Genomic DNA, 22383 nt, shown 5'->3' on the forward strand with positions numbered 1-22383 from the left:
CCGCAAGCAAGCCAACAAGCCTGCGGACGATGCGTTCCACCCCGATCAGGACAGAGTGGCAGTGTCACCCGAAGCGAAAGATTCTCATGTCACGCCTGCGAAACCTGCTGAACGCACTCGCACCACTGTTGGTGGTTGGTGGCGTCGTGGTTCTCGTGGCGTCGGCCGCTCGCAGCCCAATTGCGGACAAGTCCCCCAGAAGCTTGACGGCATTCGACGCCGCGGACGATTCGATCGTCTGCAGAGTCGACCGTCTGATCGCAGCGCGGTGGCGGGAAGCGGGAATTGAACCTGCTTCACGCGCCGACGATCTGACAATCCTGCGACGGCTAACGCTCGTCTTGCATGGAACTGCACCGTCGCTCGAAGAACTTCGTCTGTTTGAATCGGACCGAGATTCAGACCGTATCGAGCGGTGGACTGAGCGAATTCTGGCGGACCGACGATATGCCGACTATTTCGCGCGCCGTCTGTCGCGAGTCTTTGTCGGCGCTGACCAAGGGCAGTTTGTGGTGTTTCGTCGAGATCGCTTCTGGACCTGGCTTGGAGACCAGCTTCATTCGGATCGTCCATACGACACCCTTGTACGAGACATGATATCTGGACGCGGTCTTTGGACGGACAGGCCGCAGGTCAATTTCGTCGCCGCCGCCGTGACCGACAATGTGATTGATCATAACAAGTTGGCAGGTCGGACCGCCCGCGCCTTCCTCGGTCAACGAATCGATTGTGCCCAGTGTCACAACCACCCATTTGCTGATTGGAAGCAAACTCAGTTTTCAGGATTGGCGGCTTGCTTCGACCGTGTCAGCATTTCTCTGGTCGGTATCGAAGACAACAAGAAAGACCTCGACACGACTGCGGATCGTATGACACAGGGGGATGTCACTGTAACGCCAGCCGTTCCCTATCACCCTGAATGGATGCCAGAGCAGGGGACCACGCGTCAGCGACTTGCCGCCTGGGTGACGCATTCGGACAATCGCCGCTTCGACCGCGCGATCGTCAATCGAGTCTGGGGACTGATGTTTGGCCGGCCGTGGATCGATCCGGTTGACGACATCCCGAACCCACATGAATCGACTGTCGATACCAATGATTTGCTCGACGTCTTGGCAACCGACTTTCAGACGCACGGTCGCAGTCTGAAGCGTTTGATTACGAAAATCGCGGCGATGCGCGTGTTCCGTATGTCGTCACAACATCCCGCATTTGAACAGGGTCACCGAGTCGACGATGTCGAACGCGTATGGGCCGCATTTCCGGTCACCAGGCTGCGTCCCGAGCAAGTGATCGGATCGATGTTGCAAGCGTCGTCGATTAAGACGCTCGACCAAAACTCGCACTGGACCAAACGCGCGGTACGATTCTTTAAGGAACTCGACTTTGTGAAAGCGTACGGTGATCTGGGCGAGGACGAATTAACCGAACGCACTGGAACCATCGCGCAGGCGCTGCTGCGAATGAACAGTGAGTTCTCGTCCGAGTGGACGAAAGGGACCCTGTTCAGTGCCGCTGGCCGGATCTCGGGAATAGCCACTGATGACGACGCGTGCCTGGATCTCTGCTTTCTTGTTTGCCTGACGCGTCATCCAACCGATGAAGAGCGTTCACTGTTACGGAAGCAACTGGAAGGTGCCCGTGGTGATCAAAGAACGAAAATTGTCGAAGATCTGTTCTGGTCGCTCTTCAACAGCCCCGAATTCAGCTGGGAATATTAGTGGCATATTCGTGCCATACAGAACGGTTCACGAGTATCGCCAGAGGACTTTAGGGTCTGCTCGAAGCAAGTTCATCACCGTATCAGTTCAGGATTGAAGCTCCATTCGCGTGAGTCGCGCCCTATGATTCGAATGCATTCATCACGCCGTGATTTTTTGCGGATCACCGCCGCCGGTGTCGGACTTTCGTTCGCGATTCCAGGGCTCGAACCGCGTGCCGCCGACCGCCGCGGGGACGAACGCGCAAAATCGTTTCTCACGATCTGGCTAGGTGGCGGTCCAAGCCAATTGGAAACCTGGGACCCGCACCCCAGAACACGAATCGGTGGCGACGTCAAAGCCATTTCCACCACGATCCCGGGCTGTCAGATCTCAGATTTTTATCCGCACACTGCCGAACAGTTGCACCATCTGTCGGTGATCCGGTCGCTCGTTTCGAAAGAAGGAGATCACGAACGGGCTTCGTACATGCTGCATACCGGTTATCGCCCGGAACCAACGCTGGTCCATCCCAGCATTGGAGCGATCGCAACGCACGAGCGGCCTGAGGAGACGGTCGAAATTCCGCAATTTGTGTCGCTCGGCGATGCGACATTCCCGCCTCGCGGCGGCTTCCTCGGAAACCGCTTTGACGCCTATCGAATCTTGAATCCCGGAGAACGCGGCCAGAATCTTGTGTCGCTTGTGGACCAGGATCGACAGACGCGTCGGCTGGAGAACCTCAGCATCCTCTCTCGGACGTTTGCCCGCGGAAGACAGATCAAAGCCGAGCAAACACTGCATCAACACACAATCGATGCGGCGCGACGCATGATGACGTCGGACCAATTGAAGGCGTTTTCCGTCGAGCACGAACCAAAGCCCCTTCGCGATGCTTACGGCGACAACGCGTTTGGCAGAGGTTGCCTTGTGGCCCGAAGACTGCTGGAAACCGGCGTTCGTTCGATCGAAGTCTCACTCGAGGGGTTCGACACGCATACCAGAAACCACGAGGGACAGGCCGCACGTGCGAGAACCCTCGACCCGGCCTTGTCGACACTGCTCAAGGATCTTGCCGATCGAGATCTGCTGCAATCCACCGTGGTCCTTGTCACGGGCGAATTCGGCCGCACACCAAACATGAATCCACTCGAAGGACGTGACCATTGGCCAAACGGATTTTCGTGCTTGCTCGGCGGCGGTGGACTGGTCAGTGGATTGGTCATCGGTTCGACCGATCCCGAAGGCACCGCACAGCGCCCGGACGATCCCATCGAGGTCGCCGACCTTTACGCAACGGTGCTCCACCGGCTCGGCATCGAGTATGCGAAAGAGATCGTCACTCCCATCGGCCGCCCCATGAAATTCTGTTCCGGCAAGCCGATCGAGCGCCTTTCGCGGTCGTAGTGGCCATCAAATCTGAATGACATCTGGATGAACTTGGGACAAGTCAGCCTCCAAGTGTTGGTCACCAACCAGTCAGGACTGATTGGCTGTGTTCCTCGATCCGATTGATCGGTGGATTTGGCCCAGTGAGAGGACTACAACTGTTATCTCATTTTCTCGACGATCGCGGTGTGCAAGAATGATCTCCTTCATTGTTTAGAGAGATGGTGATTTCATGAACGCCAGTTCCACTTCCACAACCGCCGCAACTCCGACTCTGCGGCGAAGAAATTTGATTTTCAAAATCGCCTTGGCGACGGTACTCGTCATTCTATTGATTCCCCTGGTACTCAAGGGACTCGCGGATTATTCCCCCGTCATCGAGGTGAAAGACCGCGTGAATTCACTGGGAGGACGAGCCCATATGGCCGTGGCCGCACCAGCAGTTCTGCAATCGATTGTCGGAAAAGATTGGGACGGTTGGGATCAATTCTATGGCGGGGTCGAAGTCGATCAGATCACCCTCGATCAATCTCCAATTGGGGATGACGATTTGGCTGTGCTCAAACAAACCCCACAGCTCGTCGGACTATCACTTCGCGCCACGAAGATCACCGACGCAGGTCTCAAATACTTGTCCAGCGTCCCTCGTCTTCAAAAGTTGGACCTGAGCAGGACAAAGATCTCAGATGCTGGCCTGGAACATCTGCAAACTCTCGTGAACCTGTGTGAGCTAACTATCGCCGAGACAAGTGTTACCGACGCAGGGACCGCCAAGCTGGCAGGATTGAAGAATCTGCGTGTCCTGAATGTCTCCAAAACAAATGTGACAGATACATCACTCAAGGTGATCTCTGAAATCCCCAATCTGAACACACTTATTCTGGACGGATGCAACCTTACCGACGTCGGACTTGCCTCGTTAAAGGACTGTCAATCGCTGACGTTCCTGTCGCTCGACGGAATTCCGCTTACAGGAAGTTTTCTGAAAGAATTGAAGGGGATTCCGCTTGAGTACCTCACTCTTGCGAATTCCAAATGCGATGGAACCACGTTTAAAGATGTGGGAACACTGAAAAACCTGAAGATGCTCAGTCTGGAAAATTGCCCGGTCGAAGACGCCAGTATTGCATCTATTGCCGCGATCGCCAGCTTGGAAACGTTGTCCCTCGACAATACGAAGATTACCGAACAGGCCATCGTCGAGCTCAAAGACATGCCTTCGCTGGTGTCTCTGTCGATTAATTCAACCCCAATTTCCGCCGAAGAATTGCGGCAGTTGAAAGCGACACCCAACTTAAAACTAGTCAAGGCCCACAATACCAAGGTGACCCGCGGAGACGTCGACGCTTTGGCAGCAGAGATCAAGTCTTTTGCCGTCAGCATTGCCTCGCTCGGTGGCGGCTGATTTCAGCCCGTTCGAGCGCACTTTCATACCCAAAAACTGAGGGCGGTCGGGATTGGAGGCTTAGCAGCCTGTTGAAGTAAGGGGGACAGGCACCTTGACGTTCACGATGTCATGGCATTTTTTAATCCAGCCCAAGCCAGTCCCCGTTACCGCAACAGGCTGTTAGCCGCTTCTCCGGGATGGGGCTTGGTATCACTTCGCTCGTCCAGCCCCTTCACCCAACCCACATCTTCGTCATGGCAAAGCACGAGGGCGGTCGAGCATCCACTCGAGACGTCGACCGGACCTGTTACTTCTTCTTCTGTTGTTTTCCAGACGGAGTTGCGTAGGGATGGCTTGGCTTCTGCTTAAGTTCGCGCGTATCGATTTCAATGGTGGGAACTTCTACAGGTTGTCCATCGACCACCGTGACTTGAAACCGGGAATCCGTGTTGAGTGGTGAGTTAAAGTTGTTGAGGAATTTGTCCGGGCCATACATGACCCCGGGCGCCGGCCGCAACCACTCCATTGAGATCACATAGTCTCCAGGCACAGCCCCATCACCTTCGCGGTAGGAACTGAATCGATATTTTCCACCTTCACCAATCAGGCAATTGGCAACGAGTTCCCCTGGCTTGACCTCGGCTCCCTTCACATAGAGCTTCATTTCGATTTGTCCCTTAGGGGCGGGATCTCCATCGATCATGACCGTCCCTCCAACGCTGGTCGTTTTAGGAGTTACCGGCGCTTTTGGGCCTTTCTCGGAACAGGAAGCCAGCAGGAACGGAACCAAAAGCAACAGCCGGGAGATTTTCGAATGAAGCATTTCATTGTCCAACTGGGAAGCGATAACGGATGTGAGAAACCTGTTGAAATATCATCGACCTGCACCGCACAGTAACGTCACGACATCGTGAACATCAACGTACCAGTCCTCCATATTTCTTCAGTCTGGGAGTTCGCGAAGGCACTTAGAATTACCCGCTAGACCCTGAACGAGTTTCGGACATTCTCCTGTGATTTCTGCCACTCCATAACTCGTTCGAGCGACCTCACGCCGCTGCCTTAACAGACTGTTGAAGTTACGGGGACTGGTTCCGACCAGATTAAAAAACGGCATGACATCGTGAATGCCGAGGTGCCTGTCCCCCCTTACTTCAGCTGGCTGTCAAGCGAGGCGACGTTGCTGGCAGGCCTTATCGCACACAACAAAGGACCACAAAGCCGCAGACGCAATGTCGATCTTCAGCAATGAAGCCATTCAAGCATTCGATAAAAAGAGGCCTGCTGACTGTCGCTCCAAGCGACAACCAGAGGCCTCGTCATTTCTCGAAATTCGCGGAATCTCAGATCATCTTCGACAGCGATGATCTCAATTGAATTCCAGACGCTCGTCGCATGACCACTCTGTCGTGATAGGTTCGTGCGCATCGCCAGCAGGCTCATTCACCTGCTGGCAACGAGTTCAGCAACATGTCGATACAGATCTGCAGCATCACGAGGCTTTACAGCTCTCCAACGACCAGACCACCAGCGAAGGAAATCAGACGACCGATTGTCACGTTGCTGGTGTTTTCATTCAGTCCGCGACACGAGCCATCCGCCATCAGGACCGTGACCATGCCCGAGTGGAAACTATAGAATCCGCGTGTCTGCTCGTTCGTGCAGTTGATCGCGCAGAGCCCATTCGATCCCGTTCCATCAAACAGAGACCCACGAAGGTAGTGGGCACCGATGTAGGGATCATTCCAAGTGCCACCAGTTGTCTGTTGACCACTCACCAACTTCCCTTTTCGCCAGACTTGCGGGGCTCCGGCCCGTTCGATGACCATCGAGGTATTCGAAGTGCCATCGACGATGTGTTTCAGCCCGACACTTTGCTCATCAGAAAGTACACCACGATTGGCGGTTTCTCCGCACAATGTCGCAATCGGGTCCCAAACTGAACTACTGGCGGAGTAGTCGTTGGCGCCCCCTTTGAGATTCACGCCTGCTCCCGCGAGCGCTGGGTTCAGAGCGGCACCAAAATCCACGACAACGGTCGACGCCGCCCGAGGAGTGCTGGGACAGATAAAGGCCGGAATCGCGACATTGGTCGCAGTCTGATTCGTCCCCCCGACGGTGTTGTAAGGGGCAGGGACACCAGGAATGCTAATCGGGCCAATAATCGCCAGCGAGAAATTGATCTGGTTGTAGACATTTCCCTGGTCGAGATAAGGAAGCAGGCCTTCGGTCCAGACATGGAGATTGGGATCATCAATCGGTGAGTTCTGGGGATTTCCAAAGAACGGATTGTTTGGCCCTTGGGCGTAACCAATGCCGTTCGGAAACAGATTGTAGGCATCATGATAATTGTGAAGTGCCAAGCCCAACTGCTTCAAGTTATTGCGGCACTGGGTACGACGGGCTGCTTCACGAGCCTGCTGAACGGCAGGCAACAGGAGCGCGATCAGGACCGCGATAATTGCAATCACGACCAACAGTTCAATCAGGGTAAAACCTCGGCGACTTCGTCTCATCATTCTCTCCTCCAGGATCAAAAAGGAAACAGAAAAGATCGACTTTCCGTCAGAAATAGAGCCCGCACCCAACCTAAAGCATGCCCGTATCAGCCAAGTACACGCACCGATTTTCGTTTCTCGCGTCGATCAGTCCGCTTCCAGAACGCGAAAGCATCCAGACATCGCAGCACCCTGCAATTTGCCATTGTGTGGCCAAACAGACCAACTGGTAATCAACGAGAATTGATGCGTGAAGAATCTAGCATCGTAACAAGCCCCACAAATGTCAACTACATCTCTGAAGCCACTGACAGAGATGTTGCCAAATATGCTAATAGTGGACAATTGAAACTCAGGCGCGATTTGCAAAATCGCACTCAATATGGGTTGGTTCTGCAAGAGAAGCCGATTCTCCGCAGGCCGCGACAAGGCGATTCGGTAACAACTCACCGGCCAGAGAGGTGGGTGTCAGGAGATCTCCGAGGAATCCTTTGTCGCCTTTGTCACGCGATCGAGCCGCTTTTGAAGCCGTGAATTGATATGCGCGAAATTGTGCAACCAGCGATCGTAGTCCTGCGTCTTGAACTGGAAGAATTCGCCCACCTCGGGATGAGGCAGCACCAGAAATCGTTCGCTGCGAAGGGTCTCAATGACACATTCCGCCACATGGGCAGGAGTGACGGAACGGTAATGAAGGAATTGATGAATCGGATCATTCATGTCCAGAAAGTCCGTTGCAACACCAGCGGGGCAAAGGCACGCCACTTTCAACCCGCGATTTCGGTAGTGGACCGACAGCCATTCGGCAAACGCGACGGCGCCATGCTTTGTCACCGAATAGGCCGCAGATCCAATTTCCGTCAGCAATCCCGCCGCCGAGGCCGTAACGATGAAAGCACCGCCCCCTCGTTCGACCATGTCGGGGACCGTGGCTCGCGCCAGATACACGTGAGCCATTGAATTGATTCGCCACAGGCGATCCCAATCCTCGTCCGGCGCTTCGAATCCCCCCTTGGCGGTGACGCCCGCATTCGAGACAACAATCTCGATCTGTCCAAATTCCTGTCGTGCTTTCTCCACAACGGCCTTTACATCTGCTTCACAGGAAACGTCACACTGCATCGCCCTTGCGCCAAGCTCTTCGGCAACGGAAATGGCCGCAGGCAAATCGCAATCCGCAATGATGATTCCTCGCGGCCGCTCTTGCGCAATTCGCTGACACAATGCACGCCCAATGCCATTCGCGCCCCCCGTGACCAACACGACTCGTCCGCCAAATTCCATTCGAAATCCTTTTCATGATCAGCGTGTGTTGCGAATTGCGAATTCATCCTATGTCGCGGCATCGTACCGTGCGCCTTCCGTTAGCGGGTAGCCCAAGTCGACGTTCACGTGAACATCGAAGAATCTGTGATGCCCTCTGAGCTTTCTTCAATTGCCGAAGTGCGGCATCGATTCTGATCAGATTCAAAACGCGCTATCAGCACAATCGACAACCTGACGCGCACTGACGTACATAACTTGCAGTCCCGTCTTCGTGCGAATCGAGACCTGAATTTCGTCCACGCACACGAATGTGTGACCGGATCTGGGGTGAACCCGAAGCCGCCCATCGACTAAACTCCGATGGAACGACCTTTTGGCAACCCTGAATTCACGCAAGCGGACAATGCGGAATGCACACGAATATCGATTTGATCATGACACTCACAGGCTGCATGGCCGCAGCTCTCGTCTTGGGCTACGTGACACAACGCCTCGGGCTTTCACCCATTGTCGGCTACCTTCTGGCGGGAGTCGTCGTTGGGCCGAATACGCGAGGCTACGAAGCAGACCGTCACCTGGCAGAGCAACTTGGGGAGGTCGGCGTCATCCTGCTGATGTTCGGAGTCGGACTGCAATTCCATATTAAGGAACTGCTGGCTGTCCGGCGGATTGCAATTCCTGGTGCAATTTTTCAGAGTTTTGCCGCGACAATCCTCGGAGCGGTCATGGGTTGGGGCTTTGGCTGGGGTTGGTCCGCTGGCTTGGTCTATGGAATGGCGATCTCCGTTGCCAGTACGGTCGTCTTGATTCGAGTGCTGGCCGACCACAACGATCTGCATACTCCGAGTGGGCACGTTGCCGTTGGCTGGCTTGTCGTTGAAGATTTATTCACCGTGGTTCTTCTAGTTTTATTACCAGCCTTATTCGGCGGGGAAAGTGCGGGCGCTGGCGGACTGCCGCTGGCACTCCTACTAACGGCTCTTAAGATCGGCCTGCTGGTAGCTGCAACGTTTGTCGTTGGCGGGCGCGTCATACCCTGGTTGCTTGGCCGTGTCGCTCAGACACGTTCGCGCGAGCTTTTCACTCTCACCGTACTTGTCGTCGCGCTCGGCATCGCCGTCGTCTCTGCCAAACTCTTCGGAGTCTCGATGGCACTGGGAGCATTCCTTGCTGGTATGCTCGTCGGGCGATCCGACTTCAGTTTACGTGCCGCGACCGATGCCCTTCCGATGCGTGACGCGTTTGCCGTCTTATTCTTCGTCGCGACAGGAATGCTTTTCGATCCGCGTTTTCTATTCGAGAGACCCGGCCTCGTCGCAGCAACCTTGGGAATCGTCATATTGGGTAAGCCTTTGGCCGCTTTTGCGATCGTTCTCGTATTGCGATATCCAATCCGGATCGCCCTCGCAGTCGCCACGGCCTTGGCACAGATCGGTGAATTCTCGTTCATGCTTGCGACACTCGGCAGGAGCCTGGATGTGCTACCTGAAGAAGCCACGAACGCGCTTGTGGCTGCCGCGATCGTGTCGATCTCGATCAATCCGTTGCTCTACCGCCTTGTTGATCCGGTGGAAGCATGGATCGCACGCCGACCAAAGTTGTCGCGATGGCTGGGCCGACACGCGGCTTCGACGCCAATTTCGGCCGATCCCGAGCGTCCCGCCAGCCACCGGGCCGTCATCGTGGGATATGGCCCGGTCGGTCAAACCCTCTCGAGGCTCCTTCGAGAAAACGACGTCGAACCGACGATCATCGAAATGAACAAACAAACGGTCCATCGCCTGAATCAAGAGGGGATCCCTGCGGTCTACGGTGACGCCGGCCACCTCGACACACTCAAAGCGGCGGGCGTGGATCGCGCCGCGGGACTTCTTCTGAGCGCATCAGGCCTGCGCAACGCCGAAGAAATCATCCGCCTTGCCCGTGAACTGAATCCGAAGATTCGGATTTCGGTGCGCTGCACCTACCTACGAGACATTGCGGCCCTGCGAAAAGTCGGGGCTCACGGCATCTTCTCAGGGGAAGGGGAGGTCGCACTCGCGCTCACCGAATCGGTCCTGCGGGACCTGGGAGCACTTCCAGAGCAAATCGATCGGCAACGCGAACGGGTTCGTGCCGACCTGTTCGCCGAAACAAATTTCCCTCCAGCAGACGCCTCCGCAGCCTCGAAGCATTGACACTCGCCCCGTTTGATTGGCTAGCATGGGCGAAGTACGCCCACCATCAATCCCGCCCGCAGTCATGCGACAGCATCGAAATCACAGCGCCAGCCACAAACAAACATGAATCGTCCACATTGGCTCACATCGATCGCGTTGTTCCTTCCGCTTGTCTCTGCCGTTCAGGCGGCCGAATTGGCAACCGTGACGATGCCCGAACGGCATCGAGCCTTCTTCAAGAACTATTGTGTCGATTGTCACAATTCGGAAACGAAGGATGGCAATTTGCAATTGGACGATATTGCCTTTTCACTCGACACAGTTGAGAAGGCCGAGCGTTGGCAAAAGATTCTCAACCAACTGAATTCGGGCAGCATGCCGCCCAAAGACGCCAAACGTCCTGACAACCGGGAAAAAACTGAGTTCCTTGATGATTTGGCACATTCACTGGCAAAGGCACGTAAGTCGTTAAGCGATGTGGGTGGCGTCATCACGATGCGCCGCCTCAACCGCCGCGAGTACAAGAACTCAATCCGCGATTTGCTGGGCATCGAACTCGACGTGAGCGATTTGCCGGACGACCGCGGAGTGGGCGGCTTCGATACTGTTGGCGCATCGCTGTTCATGTCGAGCGATCAATTCGAGCAATACCATGCACTGGGGCGGCGCGCCTTGAACGAGGCATTCGCACGCAGCAGCTTGAGCACCGACATTCATGCCCGACAACGACAATCCGAGCATCGTGAAACGGAAGAGCTCGCCAAACGTGTCGTCCGCGGCACGTACAGTGGTTACTACCTCGGTGGCTTCAAACAGGGATTGGCATGGCGAAACTCCGACCGCAGCAAGCCCCCAAGCGAGTTTGGGCTGACCGACGAAGTCGAAGTGGATTATCGAATTCAAGCCTTCGAGAAATACGGCCCCAGCTACGCGGCGTACCTCTCAAATCCACTTTCAGACACGGGATCCCTGCTGACTAGCTACAGCGTGGCCGATGAGGTCATTGCGTTGCCGCCCGACACGCCATCGGATTGGGACAAGACCGTCCGAAAGCCCGTTCCCACCGGCACTTACCGGTTAAAAATGCGAATCGGAGCAATCTCGCCAAAGTCCGGCAAGCGCCATTTCGTGGAGATGGGAACACGCACCAGCAATGTGGAATTTGCCTTCCTCCGCAGCTTCGAAATCACCGGCACCGTCGCCCAACCACAAATCCTTGAAATCACCGTGTCCGTCGCAGCTGACGGCCCGCGTTCATTCGTGTTCCGTGAGAAACGAGCGAGACTTCCCGATGACGAAATCTTTCTGAACGCGATCAAGCAGAACGGTGTTATTCCTGACCCGGAATTGTGGATCGACTGGGTTGAATGGGATGGCCCGTTGCCCACCCCCGCGGGCGAAGATGCGATGTTCCGGATTGTTGGCGCAGAGGCCAACGAAACCACTGAGTCTGCCCGAAAAATCATCGAGCGATTCACATCTCTCGCATTCCGAGGCCAGGAACCGGAAGCCGATTTCATTGATCGCCTTGTGCGCCTGTTTGAATCATCCCGTCAAACCGGCCGGTCATTCGAGGAATCGCTCAAGGTCTCGCTGAGCACCGTACTCGCGTCACCAGGCTTTCTGTACCTGTCTGAAGCGCACAGTCAAAGCGAACGACGCGAGCTGACACTTATGGAACTCGCCAGTCGGCTCTCATACTTTCTCTGGAGTGCGCCACCGGACAACGAACTGCTGACCTTGGCACGTAACGGCGATCTGCGAAATCCAGATCGACTTTCCCAACAGGTCAATCGCATGATCGCCAGCGAGAAGTCACGGGATTTCGTCACAGGATTTACGCACCAGTGGCTCGGAATGGATCGACTGGATTTTTTTCAGTTTAACACCAAGCTCTATCCCCGATTTGACGAGAGCACAAAGGCAGCCGCCAAAGCCGAGGTCTTTGCCACAGTTGAGCACCTGCTGCGCAACAAGGGCAGCCTGAGCTCGCTGCTGAAATCCGACTTCATTGTCACCAATGGGTTGCTCGCCAATTACTACGAAATCGAAGGCGTCACCGGCGATCATTTCCGCCCGGTTTCACTTTCTGCCAGCTCCCCACGAGGAGGTCTCTTGGGCATGGCTGCCATTCTCGCCATCGGCAGCAATGGCGAGACCACCAGTCCGGTTGAACGTGGCGCATGGGTCTTACGAAAGCTTCTAAACGATGCGCCGCCGCCCGCGCCGCCGAACGTGCCGCAAATCTCGCGTCTGGAAGGCCAGTTACTGACGACACGCGAGCGACTGGCCGCACACCAGGAAGAAGCCCAGTGCGCGTCTTGCCATCGCAAAATCGATCCGATCGGATTCGGCCTGGAGAACTTCAATGCGGTCGGCTCCTGGCGGACTGAAGACCGCTACGTGAAACCTGGCATCGGCAATAAGGAATGGACAATCGATCCTGCAGGGGCATTTCACAACGGCCCTTCCTTCAAGAGCTATTTCGAATTACGAGATTTGATTGCCGCGCGCGAAGACGACTTCGCCCATGGATTTTCTGAAGCATTGATCGAATACGCTTTGGGACGCCCCTACAGCTTTTCGGACGAAGATCTGGCAATGCGACTTGTCGCTCGGGCGAAGACACAGAACTTCTCCATGCAGGAATTTTTTCAGGCGCTCGTGGCGAGTCCGGAATTTCATCGTTGATGGACCGATTGACGCCTGGTTGCAAATTCAGACACCGAACCCAAAGTACAACATGCCACACCATTCCCGACGGCGATTCCTCAGCGCGGCTGGATCAATGATTGCGCTGCCTGCATTTGAATCTTTTGGTTCGCTGCGACGATTGGCTTCCGCCGCCGACAATTTCACTCCACGACCGAAACGAGTCGTGTTCCTCGGCTTTGGTTACGGTGTCACCAACGAAACGTGGTTTCCTGATGTCAAACAGACCGGCAGCAGTTACACATTGCCCGAAGGCCTAAGACCACTCGAACGGCATAAGTCGGATTTCTCGATCATTCAGGGAATGTCGAACCAGTACAACAACGAGGCCCACTGGGGCAGTACGTTCTGGCTTACAGGCGCAAATCGATATTCTCAACCGGGACAAAGCTTTCACAACAGCATCTCCGCAGACCAAGTGGCCGCGGCGAACTTGGGAACGGACACTCGATTTTCCTCAATTCAGCTCGGCAGCGAGGACGTCATCACCTCCGGACATGGCCCCGGATTGTCTCTCGCATGGGATGCGCGAGGGAAGCCGATTTCCGGCCTGGACAATCCAGTGACGGCCTTCCATCGCATGTTTTCTGCCGATTCCTTGTCGCTGGAAGAACGCCAGGCAAAGTTACTTCAGCATCGCAGCGTGCTTGATGCGGTTTTGTCCGACGCCCGACGTGTTGAACGTCGCCTGAACCGCACTGACGCGGACAAACTGGACGAATACTTTCAAAGCATCCGCGACATCGAAGTTCGGCTGAGCAAGGACGAACAATGGCTCACCGTCCCGAAACCAGGTGCTCCCCTGCCAGCCCCCAATGATGGACTCGCGGGGCGTGACGAGATCAGGATGATGTATGAACTGATTGTTGCCGCGTTCAAGACGGACAGCACCCGTGTGATCACCTATCGTCAGCCGGTTGGCACACTCCTAAAGAGTCTCTCAATCAAGTTCGCTCCGCACGATGTCAGTCATTACACGCCCGGCGAGCGTACGATGGCTTCACAACAGCGCGACATTGCTCAATCCGAACTATTGTCGGGATTGATCGATCAGTTGAAAGCAACAAAAGAGCCGGATGGCTCAAGCCTGTTCGATCACACCATTCTGGTCTATGGCAGCAATATTCGAACGATCCACTACCTCGATAATTGTCCCACCCTGATTGCAGGTCGGGGAGCGGGCCTCAAGCTTGGCGAACACATCGTGCTCAAAGAGAAGCACACACCATTATGCAATCTATGGCTGACATTGCTCAACGGCGTGGGAGCGAACGTGAAGTCCCACGGCGACAGCACTGGCGTTGTGAGCGATGTCCAATCCGCGTAGAACGCGCAGCGACCTCAATTCCCGCACATCACGCAGATGGAATGCAATTTAGCCGCGACGGTAAACTCGCGTGTTAAAGAAATCATCGGTCAAGATTCTTGTTGACGCTCAAACCCTAGCCTGTCTATGATATTTGTCATGAACGAAATCACTGGCGACAAACTGCGTGGGCATCTTGAAACGATGATCCTTTCGTCTTTGGAGAAAGGTGAAACTCACGGCCTGGAAATTTTGCGACGCCTGGAAGAGGCTGGATGCGGGCTGCTGAAGCTCAAGGAAGGGTCCCTTTATCCAGCCCTTTATCGGCTCGAAACGCAAGGCCTGGTTCAAGCCGTCTGGGAAGAAGAAATGCACGGAAGACGAGGTGCTCGTCGCCGCTTCTACCGCCTCACACCCAAAGGGAAGCGAGCCTTGAACAAGGGCCGTGAAGAATGGGTCGTATTTGTTCAAACAATTGGCGGAATTCTCGGAGCACCCGCATGAACGAAACCGTCTTGTTGAAATTGATGGAGATCGTCGAGCGCGCCGTCCGACCAGTGCAGTCATCACTCGCTCGCAAGAAGAAGATACGGGAAGAGCTGCTCGCCCATGTTACCGGTGTATTTGAAGACGAGTTACCTCGGTGCGGCGAAGCAGCGGCATTCATTCAAGCAGAAAAACGATTGGGCGAACCAAGCGAGCTTGCTCAACAGCTTCAAGAATCCGTTCCCAAATGTGATCGATTCTCTTTTCTTCTCGAGCAATTATTTCAACCACGAATTGGCGAATCGCTCATTCAACGTGCCGGACGGTACGGGATGCTGGTGTGCGTTATCGATTCCATTCTATCCATTGCATTGTCTCTGCTGATTTTTCCAGTTCTTGGTATGGCTCATCAGCTTGGAACGATTGACTGGATGCTGCTGCTCGCCGCCGTGTCATTTGGGGTCATTGCATTCGTTGCAACGCTATTGATGAATGGATTGGAACGAACCCTATTCTGTGAAACGGGTCGGTCCCCATTCAAGGCCGGACTTCTTACGGCCGCCTGCATCTTCGTCCCATTGCTATTGCCGACTGTTTTCTCAATAGGAATGTCTCCCTTCGTTGACGACAACAGCATTCTCGGACCATCCACCCTCTGGGGCGCACTACCTGCATCGCTTCTGGCTCCATTCGTTTTCATCTCAATGGCAAAGCGGATTTCTGATGAAAAGCGATATCTTCAGGAATGGTCAAAGCTGCAAGTCAATTGAAGAGGCCTGCAAACGCAGCTTCAATCAGACAATTCGGAAATTGAGGCAGCCCGCCTGAAATACAGACGCACCGCGAGAAATTGAAGTTCCCTATGATCGGAACATGCCGAGGCAGCAGGAAGGTATTAGCCGCATCTCATCGCAGCAACCGCTCACCAGTTGGGGACTGACACAGTTTCATCGCAAATGACGCGTGACACCGCGCGAGGCATTTGATTTTGACAGACTGACAGAACGCGTGCGACTTCTTCAGCCGATGGAAATACAAATTCGGCGTGTTCACGCGATTGTCATTGTGCTTTGCCACGGCGAGCGGCGTGTGACACATTGTGTTCGAGAGCATACATCGCTCCTCAAAGGTGTCAGAAACACGTCAGACGCACCGTCATTTCCTTCTCGGACGTCAGCTCACGGTGCCCTCATTTTCACAGGCACACTCACTCGCCGGAATTCGCGCACCATCAAGGCGATACCTGAACACTCGTCACCCACCCGGCCTGTTGAAATCTTGAGAGAGGTGCCTTGGTATTTACCGTGTCATAGCATATTTGAATGGGACAGAAGCCAGTCCCCATAATTTCAACAGGCTGCCACCCGGCTGCGAAAAATGCTTTTTTGAGAGCAACTCTTTTCTCGGACAATTTTGTTCTTGGCGATCACGACTGATACAGTTGTATCCGCTGGTTTACATTTTCGCAGTTCATGTTAAAACTCACGTGTGTTAGAAAACACTGTGACGTAACGTCACGTTTGTCTCCCGCGTTGGGACGACTCGCACGATTTCAACGTCCGATCAACAACCAATCCCCTCGATATCGTATCCAAGAGATTGCGTCTCCGTTTGTTGCGAACTTCAACCGGGACACGTTTGGTAATTCACGGAGGATTCGACCATGCGGCTGAAACTGGTTTCGCACGCATCATTCATTATCGAGTGCGGCGACCTGACAATCTGGACGGATCCGTGGCTACGTGGCAAAGCGTTTAACGATTCGTGGTCTCTTCTTCCGCCGGCCGAATTCAACCCGGAATGCCTGGACCGCATCGACTACTTGTGGATCTCGCACGAGCATCCTGATCATTTCCATATCCCAACGCTAAAGTCCCTGCCCGAGGCCTTTAAGCAACAGGTAACGGTTCTGTTTCAAGAAAACAATTCCGACAAGGTTTTCGATGCATTGAGAAAGTTTGGGTTCACGAAGTTTCGGTCGTTACCTCATCGGAAACTTGTCGCCCTGTCCGACCAAACGGAAGTCTATTGCAGCCAGATTGGCAATATGGATTCGTGCTTGGGAGTCCGACATGGCGGACAGACCGTATTGAATCTCAATGACTGCGAAGCAAACACGACGGACTGCGTGACATTGCGTAAAGACCTTGGACCGATCGACGTCGTGCTGAATCAATTCTCGATTGCCGGATACTCTGGCGAAGAGGACCGGGCCAAACATCTGACGGCAAACTCTCAATCGATCTTATCCAATATCGCCGAAAACCATCGCGATCTGCAGGCCAAGGTGACGATCCCGATGGCCAGCTTCATCTACTTTAGCTCCGAAGACAATCGCTATATCAACGACTATGCCAACAAACCCCAGGATGTCGTCGATAAGATGGCGAGCGAGGGGCTACCAAGTGTCGTTCTCTACTGCGGCGACAGCTATGAGGTCGGTTTGCCACACGATTCAGGTCCCGCCCTCGATCGATTTCGGGCACTGTACGCCACGATGGACCAACTGCCAATCGACCGCTCGCCGATTGTTGAGCTGACAACGATTCAGCAATCGTTCAACTCCAAGAGGACTCATCTACGGAAATTTTATCCAGGATTGGTGTTGCGCTGGCTGAATCCGGTTGTTGTGCGGATTCCTGATCTCGATAAGACGGTCGAGTTCTCACTGAAGGATGGGTGGCTCCGAGAAATTTCGGCCGAGACCGCTCCCGATGTGACCATTCATTCGCAGCCATTGGACTTTGTCTTCCGATGGCCGTTCGGATTGCAGACACTGGGGGTCTCAGCACGCTTCACGTTGCACAAGAATGGCAAGAATTGGCGGATGCATCGCATCATTTGTTCGCTGGACAGCGCCGAACTCTATTTGAAGCCACACTTGCTGCTGAGTCGGCGGAACCTATCCTGGGCCATTTCTCGGCTACCAGGTGCTTGGAATCAATTGCGATACAAGATGAGCCGTATGCGCCCGAAAGCCGCCTAGCAGGACAGCCACGGTATCTCCTGCAAGAACATCACCCACCAGCAGATTGGCCTCTTCGCAACGGCGAAAGAATTCGGCCTTGCGTCAGACGGTGCGACGCCTGGAGGCACGGTCGGATTTTTTGCCTGCATGTGAAGCGTGCAGAGTTCGGAGACCACCGTCGGCAGCGAGGTTATTTCACCAGGGGCGTCGCCTGCGAATCAAATGCAGTCTGCGCCTCACGTGAGTTGACTTCAGGCGCACTGACATTTGCTTGCATCGCGGACGATTGCACATAATTTCGCTGAGCCAACACGTTCCCAACGAGCGAGTGCAGTTCAGGCACTGAAACAATCGTGAAGTGATTATGATTCGTCAACGGAGTCATTTGTGGATAGTCATTGACATCCACATTGACCAATTGAGTGTGCATCCCTTTTGCTTCCACGGCGACCCCGCGAAAGACGGGAACTGCATCGGCCCATCGGGACTGATAAACGTTGTAACAATACTCGACATTTGCAGGCACAGCCAAGCCGAACGTTGACTCGACCAACACAAGGTTGGTGACAGGCACGCCAGCCTTTTCCAATCTGGAACACATCAGGCATGCGGCATCCGCTCCGCTGCTGTAGCCGATGATAGTCACCGGTCCCGCTAACTCTCCCGCGTAGTACGCTTCGGCAATCTCATCGGCAACCCCGCGATGATTCCAATGGCAAATCGTTCTGGGTTCGAAGCCGCGACATCGCAATGCGTCCTCGAACTGCGCGGCTCTCGGAAAATACCCAGCGCCCCCTCTCAGCAGAAAAACTTCCGGCCGATTGCAGCAGCGTCGGTGCCCCACACCATGAGTCCCCGCGTTCGTCACAATCGGTTGCAACGTATAGCTTGGCATCGTTTGCGCTTGAGCAGACGTGACCGTATAGAATGATAAGCCGAACACAAGGAACCACGCCCCCACAACTCCAACAAGATGAAGACGCGACGAAGTGCGCCGTTGCGGTCGTTTGAGTGGCATGGATGATGTCCGAAATACAGGCGCGTGATGAGGAAACTGCTTTTATGTTTTCGGTCGGAATCTGGCGAAAGAACATGAATCATCCGTGCGCACGAGCTCGCTGTACCTGTCCTCGCAAAGCCATCTCGCAAAAACGTATCATCCGATAATGTCGACAAAATCGTGACCATGCTCATCCTGAGCATTTCTTTTGCCGATAAATCAGACACATTGCGAAATACATGCACATTCGTCGTAAAAGGCAATCTCTGTGATCAGTGCAATTGCAAAAGAGACGGCGACCATGCAGTTTGTCGAAATCGGGGGGATTCAGTACGAGGTGCTTCCGTGGAAGCAGCGCGTCGTCCAGTCGATCGTCAACCCGTGGCGCAACGTATTGTTGCCAGCTTCGTTTTGGCGATATGTGATGCGCCGCAGCCGCAGCCCACTGATCGCGGAATCGTTTCGTCGTCCTGGTGGCTGGCAATCAATGCGAATCGTTTACGAAAACGAAACGCCGAAGGGAATCCAGGACCGGATGGCGGTTCGATTCAATCCCATCAGCATGGCATCACGGAATCGACGAAAACTGGTCATTTCTCTCCTAACAGAATTAATCAACAGCAACGTCGAGACTGAGAGACTCGATATTGTCGGCGTGGGTGCTGGTCCCGGGCTGCACGTTCAAGAAGCCATTTGCAAGTCAGACATTCGTCGTGCAAATGTCCACGCATATCTGATTGACCGCGACAGCGATGCGTTTGAATATGGTCGCACCTGCGCCGCCGAGCGGGGAATTCAGGAATGCGTCTCGTACGTACAGGGCGATGCGCGCGACATTCGCCGAGTTCTCCCTGATGTCTCGCCGCAAATTGTGAAGTTAGTGGGACTGCTGGAATACCTGACTGATGACCAGGCGGTTGATCTGCTGCGTGCACTCCATGCCATCATGGCGCCCGGAGGTCAAATCCTAACGCACGGCATCGTGGATCGCTTTCATTCTGCCAAATTCCTGCAACGCACCTTCGGCTTGTATCACATCTATCGGACGGCATCGGAAGTGAAGACGGTCCTAAACGCCGCAGGATTTCGCACGGACAAGGAGTGCGAAGAGCCTATGAAGGTTTATCCGATCCTCATTGCGACCCGACTCTGATCGACGCGTGCTTCGCGACCCGATCGACGCGAAATACCATGGCGTCTGCGGACGAGTCCACATTCGTTCGATGACAGCCAATCGCCACCGACGCTTCGATCAAGAGCCGAATGACCAAAGGTGGACTCGCCGACGTGGACGAAGCCGTCTCAAAGTCAATTCATGCAGCAGCAGAATGCGAATTGCCTGCAAGTTGTCTCATAATGAGATTTGCAAGAGTTCGAGGCGTCTCGAATGTTTCGGGGGTGAGGTGTTCAAATCCAATCTGGATTTGGAATTCCGTTTCAACGAACACGAGCAGGTCCATGATTGTCAGCGAATCGGTAACCCCCGCTTCGAACAAATCCGTTTCCGCGACTAGCGATTTTTGGCCCGTCATCGAGCGGAGAAAGTCGACCAAACGGTTTTCAATCGGTTGATTCATCGCAGTGACTCCATCAGTGAAGTTCGTGTCGGTTACGTCGAGTCTTGATATGAGGCAGAAAGATATCGGCGTGATCAATGGCAAGTCGCATGATCAACGGACTTGGTTCGATTCGTTCAACATGCACTCAGGCGAGTGCGCGAGCTGAACCAGCCTTAGCTTGATCGGCCCAGCGTTGGAGCAGCGGTCGATCAATTTTCATCGCGGAATTCAGCGGAAACTCGTCGACCAATTGAATCAATTCGGGAACCATGTGACGCGGTAACTCGGCACGGGAACGAGCGATCATCTCGGAAACATTCGGATTCGACTTGCTCTGATCAAAACGAACGAACAGCGCGAGTCGCGTTCCAATTGTGGGACATTCGTATGCCACCGCAACAGCTTGAGTTGCCGTCAATCGGCGTACCGCGAAGTCTTCCAAGTCTGCCGGTTGCACGCGATAACCAGCGATCTTGACGAAACCGCTGTTGCGTCCGTGGATCGTGACGCGTCCTGCATTGTCGAGTGAGGCAAGGTCACCCGTATGCAGCCAACCCGATCGAATTCGATCGGCCGTTGCAGAGGCGTCCCGCCAATATCCCAACATGACGTTATCACCCGAAGCACGCAATTCCCCAATTTGCCCCGCGAGTGTCGGTCGCCCATTCTCGTCGACAATCTCAAGCGTGACACCTGGGACGGCTTGCCCGATACATCCCTCTGGCATCTGCTCAAGCTCGTTGGGACGCAAATACGCCAGACGAGCGGTGGCTTCCGTCTGACCATACATGACGTAAAATTCCGCCGGAGCGATCCGGCGTGATATTTCCAATGACAGGTGACGTGGCAAGGCTCCACCTGCAACCGCCATGTACCGCAAGTGCGGAAGCGAGGCTTGTCCCAGCGAAGATCGCTCGAGCAAAACTCGAAACAGATCAGGTACCCCCGAGAGCGATGTACATTCGTGACGAGCCAGTGCCGCAACCATTGTCTCGGGAAACGACGTCAGGCCGTCACAAACAAGGTGCGCCCCCGCGAGCAGATGTGACTGCCAAACTGAATTGCCGAACGCATGGTGAAAAGGAAGAACGCACAGTGGCCGGTCTGCGGGCGTAATCTGCAAATACTGTCGGATCGACCGAGCGTTTGAAATCAGATTGCGATGGCTGAGCATCACCCCTTTCGGGGTGCCTGTTGATCCGCCAGTAAAGAAGATCGCCGCTAATTCAGACCCCGTCGTTAACGCGGAGGAGAGAGTGTCTTCATGCGTCAATACTGAGAGATCAACTTCGATCTGGTGATGAAAAGGTTGATCTTTGCGCTGATTCGCGATGGTCGGGTCCGTGATGATCGCGCACGCCTCGGTCGAGTGAACGATCGATTGCAGATATCCGGCTTCTGTCTTCGGCGGAATCGGCACAACAACGCCTCCCGCCAGCAGAATTCCATAAAATGCGGCGATGTATTCCGCCGAATTCGGCAGCATGAGCAGCACGCGATCACCCGTCTGGAAGGCGTGAAGCTTCAAAAGGCTCTGGGAGATCGCACGTGAGGCTAAAAGTAGATCGAAATAAGTCCAGCCGACGGATTTTGCGGTGAACGCCAGTTTCGTCAGATTGTTGAAGGCGACGGATTCGAACAACTGGCCCAAATGCGTGTTTTCTCGATTCGCACTTGTTGGACTGACGCTTGCAGCATGTGGAACGTCGTTTGTTCGTCCCCCTTTGAGAATCAGTGACATTGGTTCGCGCGAATTCATCAATCGTCCCATGTGTTTCAGTGCGTCTGTCAACAGGCGACGCTGCAAACGAGTCTTGGAACCCGCGCAAATCTCTCCAATAATAAAGCCTTCGTCACTCGTATCGGCTATGACGCTGACAATGCCACATCTTTCTCGACAACCGGAAAGGCTGTGTCTCGCATTACCGCTTCTCCCCCAATACGGAAGCTACC

Annotated in this window: 16 protein-coding genes; 10 read left to right on the forward strand and 6 right to left on the reverse strand. The window is 54.4% G+C overall.

The window, feature by feature from the left end:
• Positions 1 to 86 precede the first annotated feature (86 nt).
• From OSO_RS0124920 to OSO_RS0124930, 3 genes are all read left to right on the forward strand, one after another.
• Positions 87 to 1721, forward strand: a complete 1635-nt coding sequence (locus OSO_RS0124920) for a DUF1549 domain-containing protein (protein WP_157605437.1) — start codon at positions 87 to 89, stop codon at positions 1719 to 1721.
• Positions 1722 to 1853: 132 nt separating this feature from the next.
• A complete protein-coding gene (locus OSO_RS0124925; protein ID WP_237729334.1) occupies positions 1854 to 3107 on the forward strand; it encodes a DUF1501 domain-containing protein in 1254 nt (417 codons plus the stop codon).
• Positions 3108 to 3321: 214 nt separating this feature from the next.
• Positions 3322 to 4494: a leucine-rich repeat domain-containing protein gene (locus OSO_RS0124930; RefSeq protein ID WP_010585784.1), complete on the forward strand. Its 1173-nt coding sequence runs from the start codon at positions 3322 to 3324 to the stop codon at positions 4492 to 4494.
• 289 nt (positions 4495 to 4783) lie between these two features.
• On the opposite strand, the gene OSO_RS0124935 is transcribed toward OSO_RS0124930, so the two are convergent.
• The 3 genes from OSO_RS0124935 to OSO_RS0124950 all read right to left on the reverse strand — a co-directional run bounded on the left by OSO_RS0124935 (position 4784) and on the right by OSO_RS0124950 (position 8258).
• Positions 4784 to 5299 (reverse strand): hypothetical protein, encoded by a 516-nt coding sequence (locus OSO_RS0124935; protein ID WP_010585785.1) that lies wholly within the window; start codon positions 5297 to 5299, stop codon positions 4784 to 4786.
• A gap of 679 nt (positions 5300 to 5978) precedes the next feature.
• Positions 5979 to 6995: a DUF1559 domain-containing protein gene (locus OSO_RS0124945; protein ID WP_040592625.1), complete on the reverse strand. Its 1017-nt coding sequence runs from the start codon at positions 6993 to 6995 to the stop codon at positions 5979 to 5981.
• A gap of 447 nt (positions 6996 to 7442) precedes the next feature.
• The gene (locus tag OSO_RS0124950) at positions 7443 to 8258 is read right to left on the reverse strand and encodes an SDR family oxidoreductase (RefSeq protein WP_010585788.1); all 816 of its coding nucleotides are present in this window, start codon (positions 8256 to 8258) and stop codon (positions 7443 to 7445) included.
• A 392-nt stretch (positions 8259 to 8650) separates the two neighbouring features.
• On the opposite strand from OSO_RS0124950, the gene OSO_RS0124960 reads away from it, so the two are divergent.
• The 6 genes from OSO_RS0124960 (at position 8651) to OSO_RS0124990 (ending at position 17889) form a co-directional block, all read left to right on the forward strand.
• A complete protein-coding gene (locus tag OSO_RS0124960) occupies positions 8651 to 10417 on the forward strand; it encodes a cation:proton antiporter (protein WP_010585789.1) in 1767 nt (588 codons plus the stop codon).
• Between the two features lie 105 nt (positions 10418 to 10522).
• On the forward strand, positions 10523 to 13090 hold the full coding sequence (locus OSO_RS0124965) for a DUF1592 domain-containing protein (RefSeq protein WP_010585790.1): 2568 nt from the start codon (positions 10523 to 10525) through the stop codon (positions 13088 to 13090).
• Positions 13091 to 13187: 97 nt separating this feature from the next.
• Positions 13188 to 14438 (forward strand): DUF1552 domain-containing protein, encoded by a 1251-nt coding sequence (locus tag OSO_RS0124970; protein WP_010585791.1) that lies wholly within the window; start codon positions 13188 to 13190, stop codon positions 14436 to 14438.
• Positions 14439 to 14576: 138 nt separating this feature from the next.
• Entirely contained in the window at positions 14577 to 14921 is a 345-nt protein-coding gene (locus OSO_RS0124975; RefSeq protein WP_010585792.1) for a PadR family transcriptional regulator, read from the forward strand.
• The gene (locus OSO_RS0124980; protein ID WP_010585793.1) at positions 14918 to 15673 is read left to right on the forward strand and encodes a hypothetical protein; all 756 of its coding nucleotides are present in this window, start codon (positions 14918 to 14920) and stop codon (positions 15671 to 15673) included. Before OSO_RS0124975 ends, OSO_RS0124980 begins: the two co-directional genes overlap by 4 nt.
• Positions 15674 to 16566: 893 nt before the next feature.
• Positions 16567 to 17889, forward strand: coding sequence for an MBL fold metallo-hydrolase (locus OSO_RS0124990; protein ID WP_010585795.1), 1323 nt, complete (start codon positions 16567 to 16569; stop codon positions 17887 to 17889).
• Between the two features lie 172 nt (positions 17890 to 18061).
• Here OSO_RS0124990 and OSO_RS0124995 read toward each other — a convergent pair whose 3' ends face one another.
• Positions 18062 to 18889 (reverse strand): alpha/beta hydrolase family protein, encoded by an 828-nt coding sequence (locus OSO_RS0124995; protein ID WP_010585796.1) that lies wholly within the window; start codon positions 18887 to 18889, stop codon positions 18062 to 18064.
• 283 nt (positions 18890 to 19172) lie between these two features.
• Here OSO_RS0124995 and OSO_RS0125000 point away from each other — a divergent pair, with 283 nt between their 5' ends.
• Positions 19173 to 20024 carry a class I SAM-dependent methyltransferase gene (locus OSO_RS0125000; RefSeq protein WP_157605438.1) on the forward strand — a complete coding sequence of 284 codons (852 nt, stop codon included), beginning with the start codon at positions 19173 to 19175 and terminating at the stop codon, positions 20022 to 20024.
• A 160-nt stretch (positions 20025 to 20184) separates the two neighbouring features.
• Here OSO_RS0125000 and OSO_RS0125010 read toward each other — a convergent pair whose 3' ends face one another.
• Together OSO_RS0125010 and OSO_RS45015 are read right to left on the reverse strand one after the other, a co-directional pair.
• Complete coding sequence (locus OSO_RS0125010; protein ID WP_010585798.1) at positions 20185 to 20448, reverse strand: acyl carrier protein; 264 nt, start codon at positions 20446 to 20448, stop codon at positions 20185 to 20187.
• A 127-nt stretch (positions 20449 to 20575) separates the two neighbouring features.
• A complete protein-coding gene (locus tag OSO_RS45015; RefSeq protein ID WP_157605439.1) occupies positions 20576 to 22189 on the reverse strand; it encodes a class I adenylate-forming enzyme family protein in 1614 nt (537 codons plus the stop codon).
• Between the last annotated feature and the right edge of the window lie 194 nt (positions 22190 to 22383).

Origin of the sequence: Schlesneria paludicola DSM 18645 (assembly GCF_000255655.1) — a bacterium.
In the GTDB taxonomy this organism is placed as follows: Bacteria; Planctomycetota; Planctomycetia; order Planctomycetales; family Planctomycetaceae; genus Schlesneria; species Schlesneria paludicola.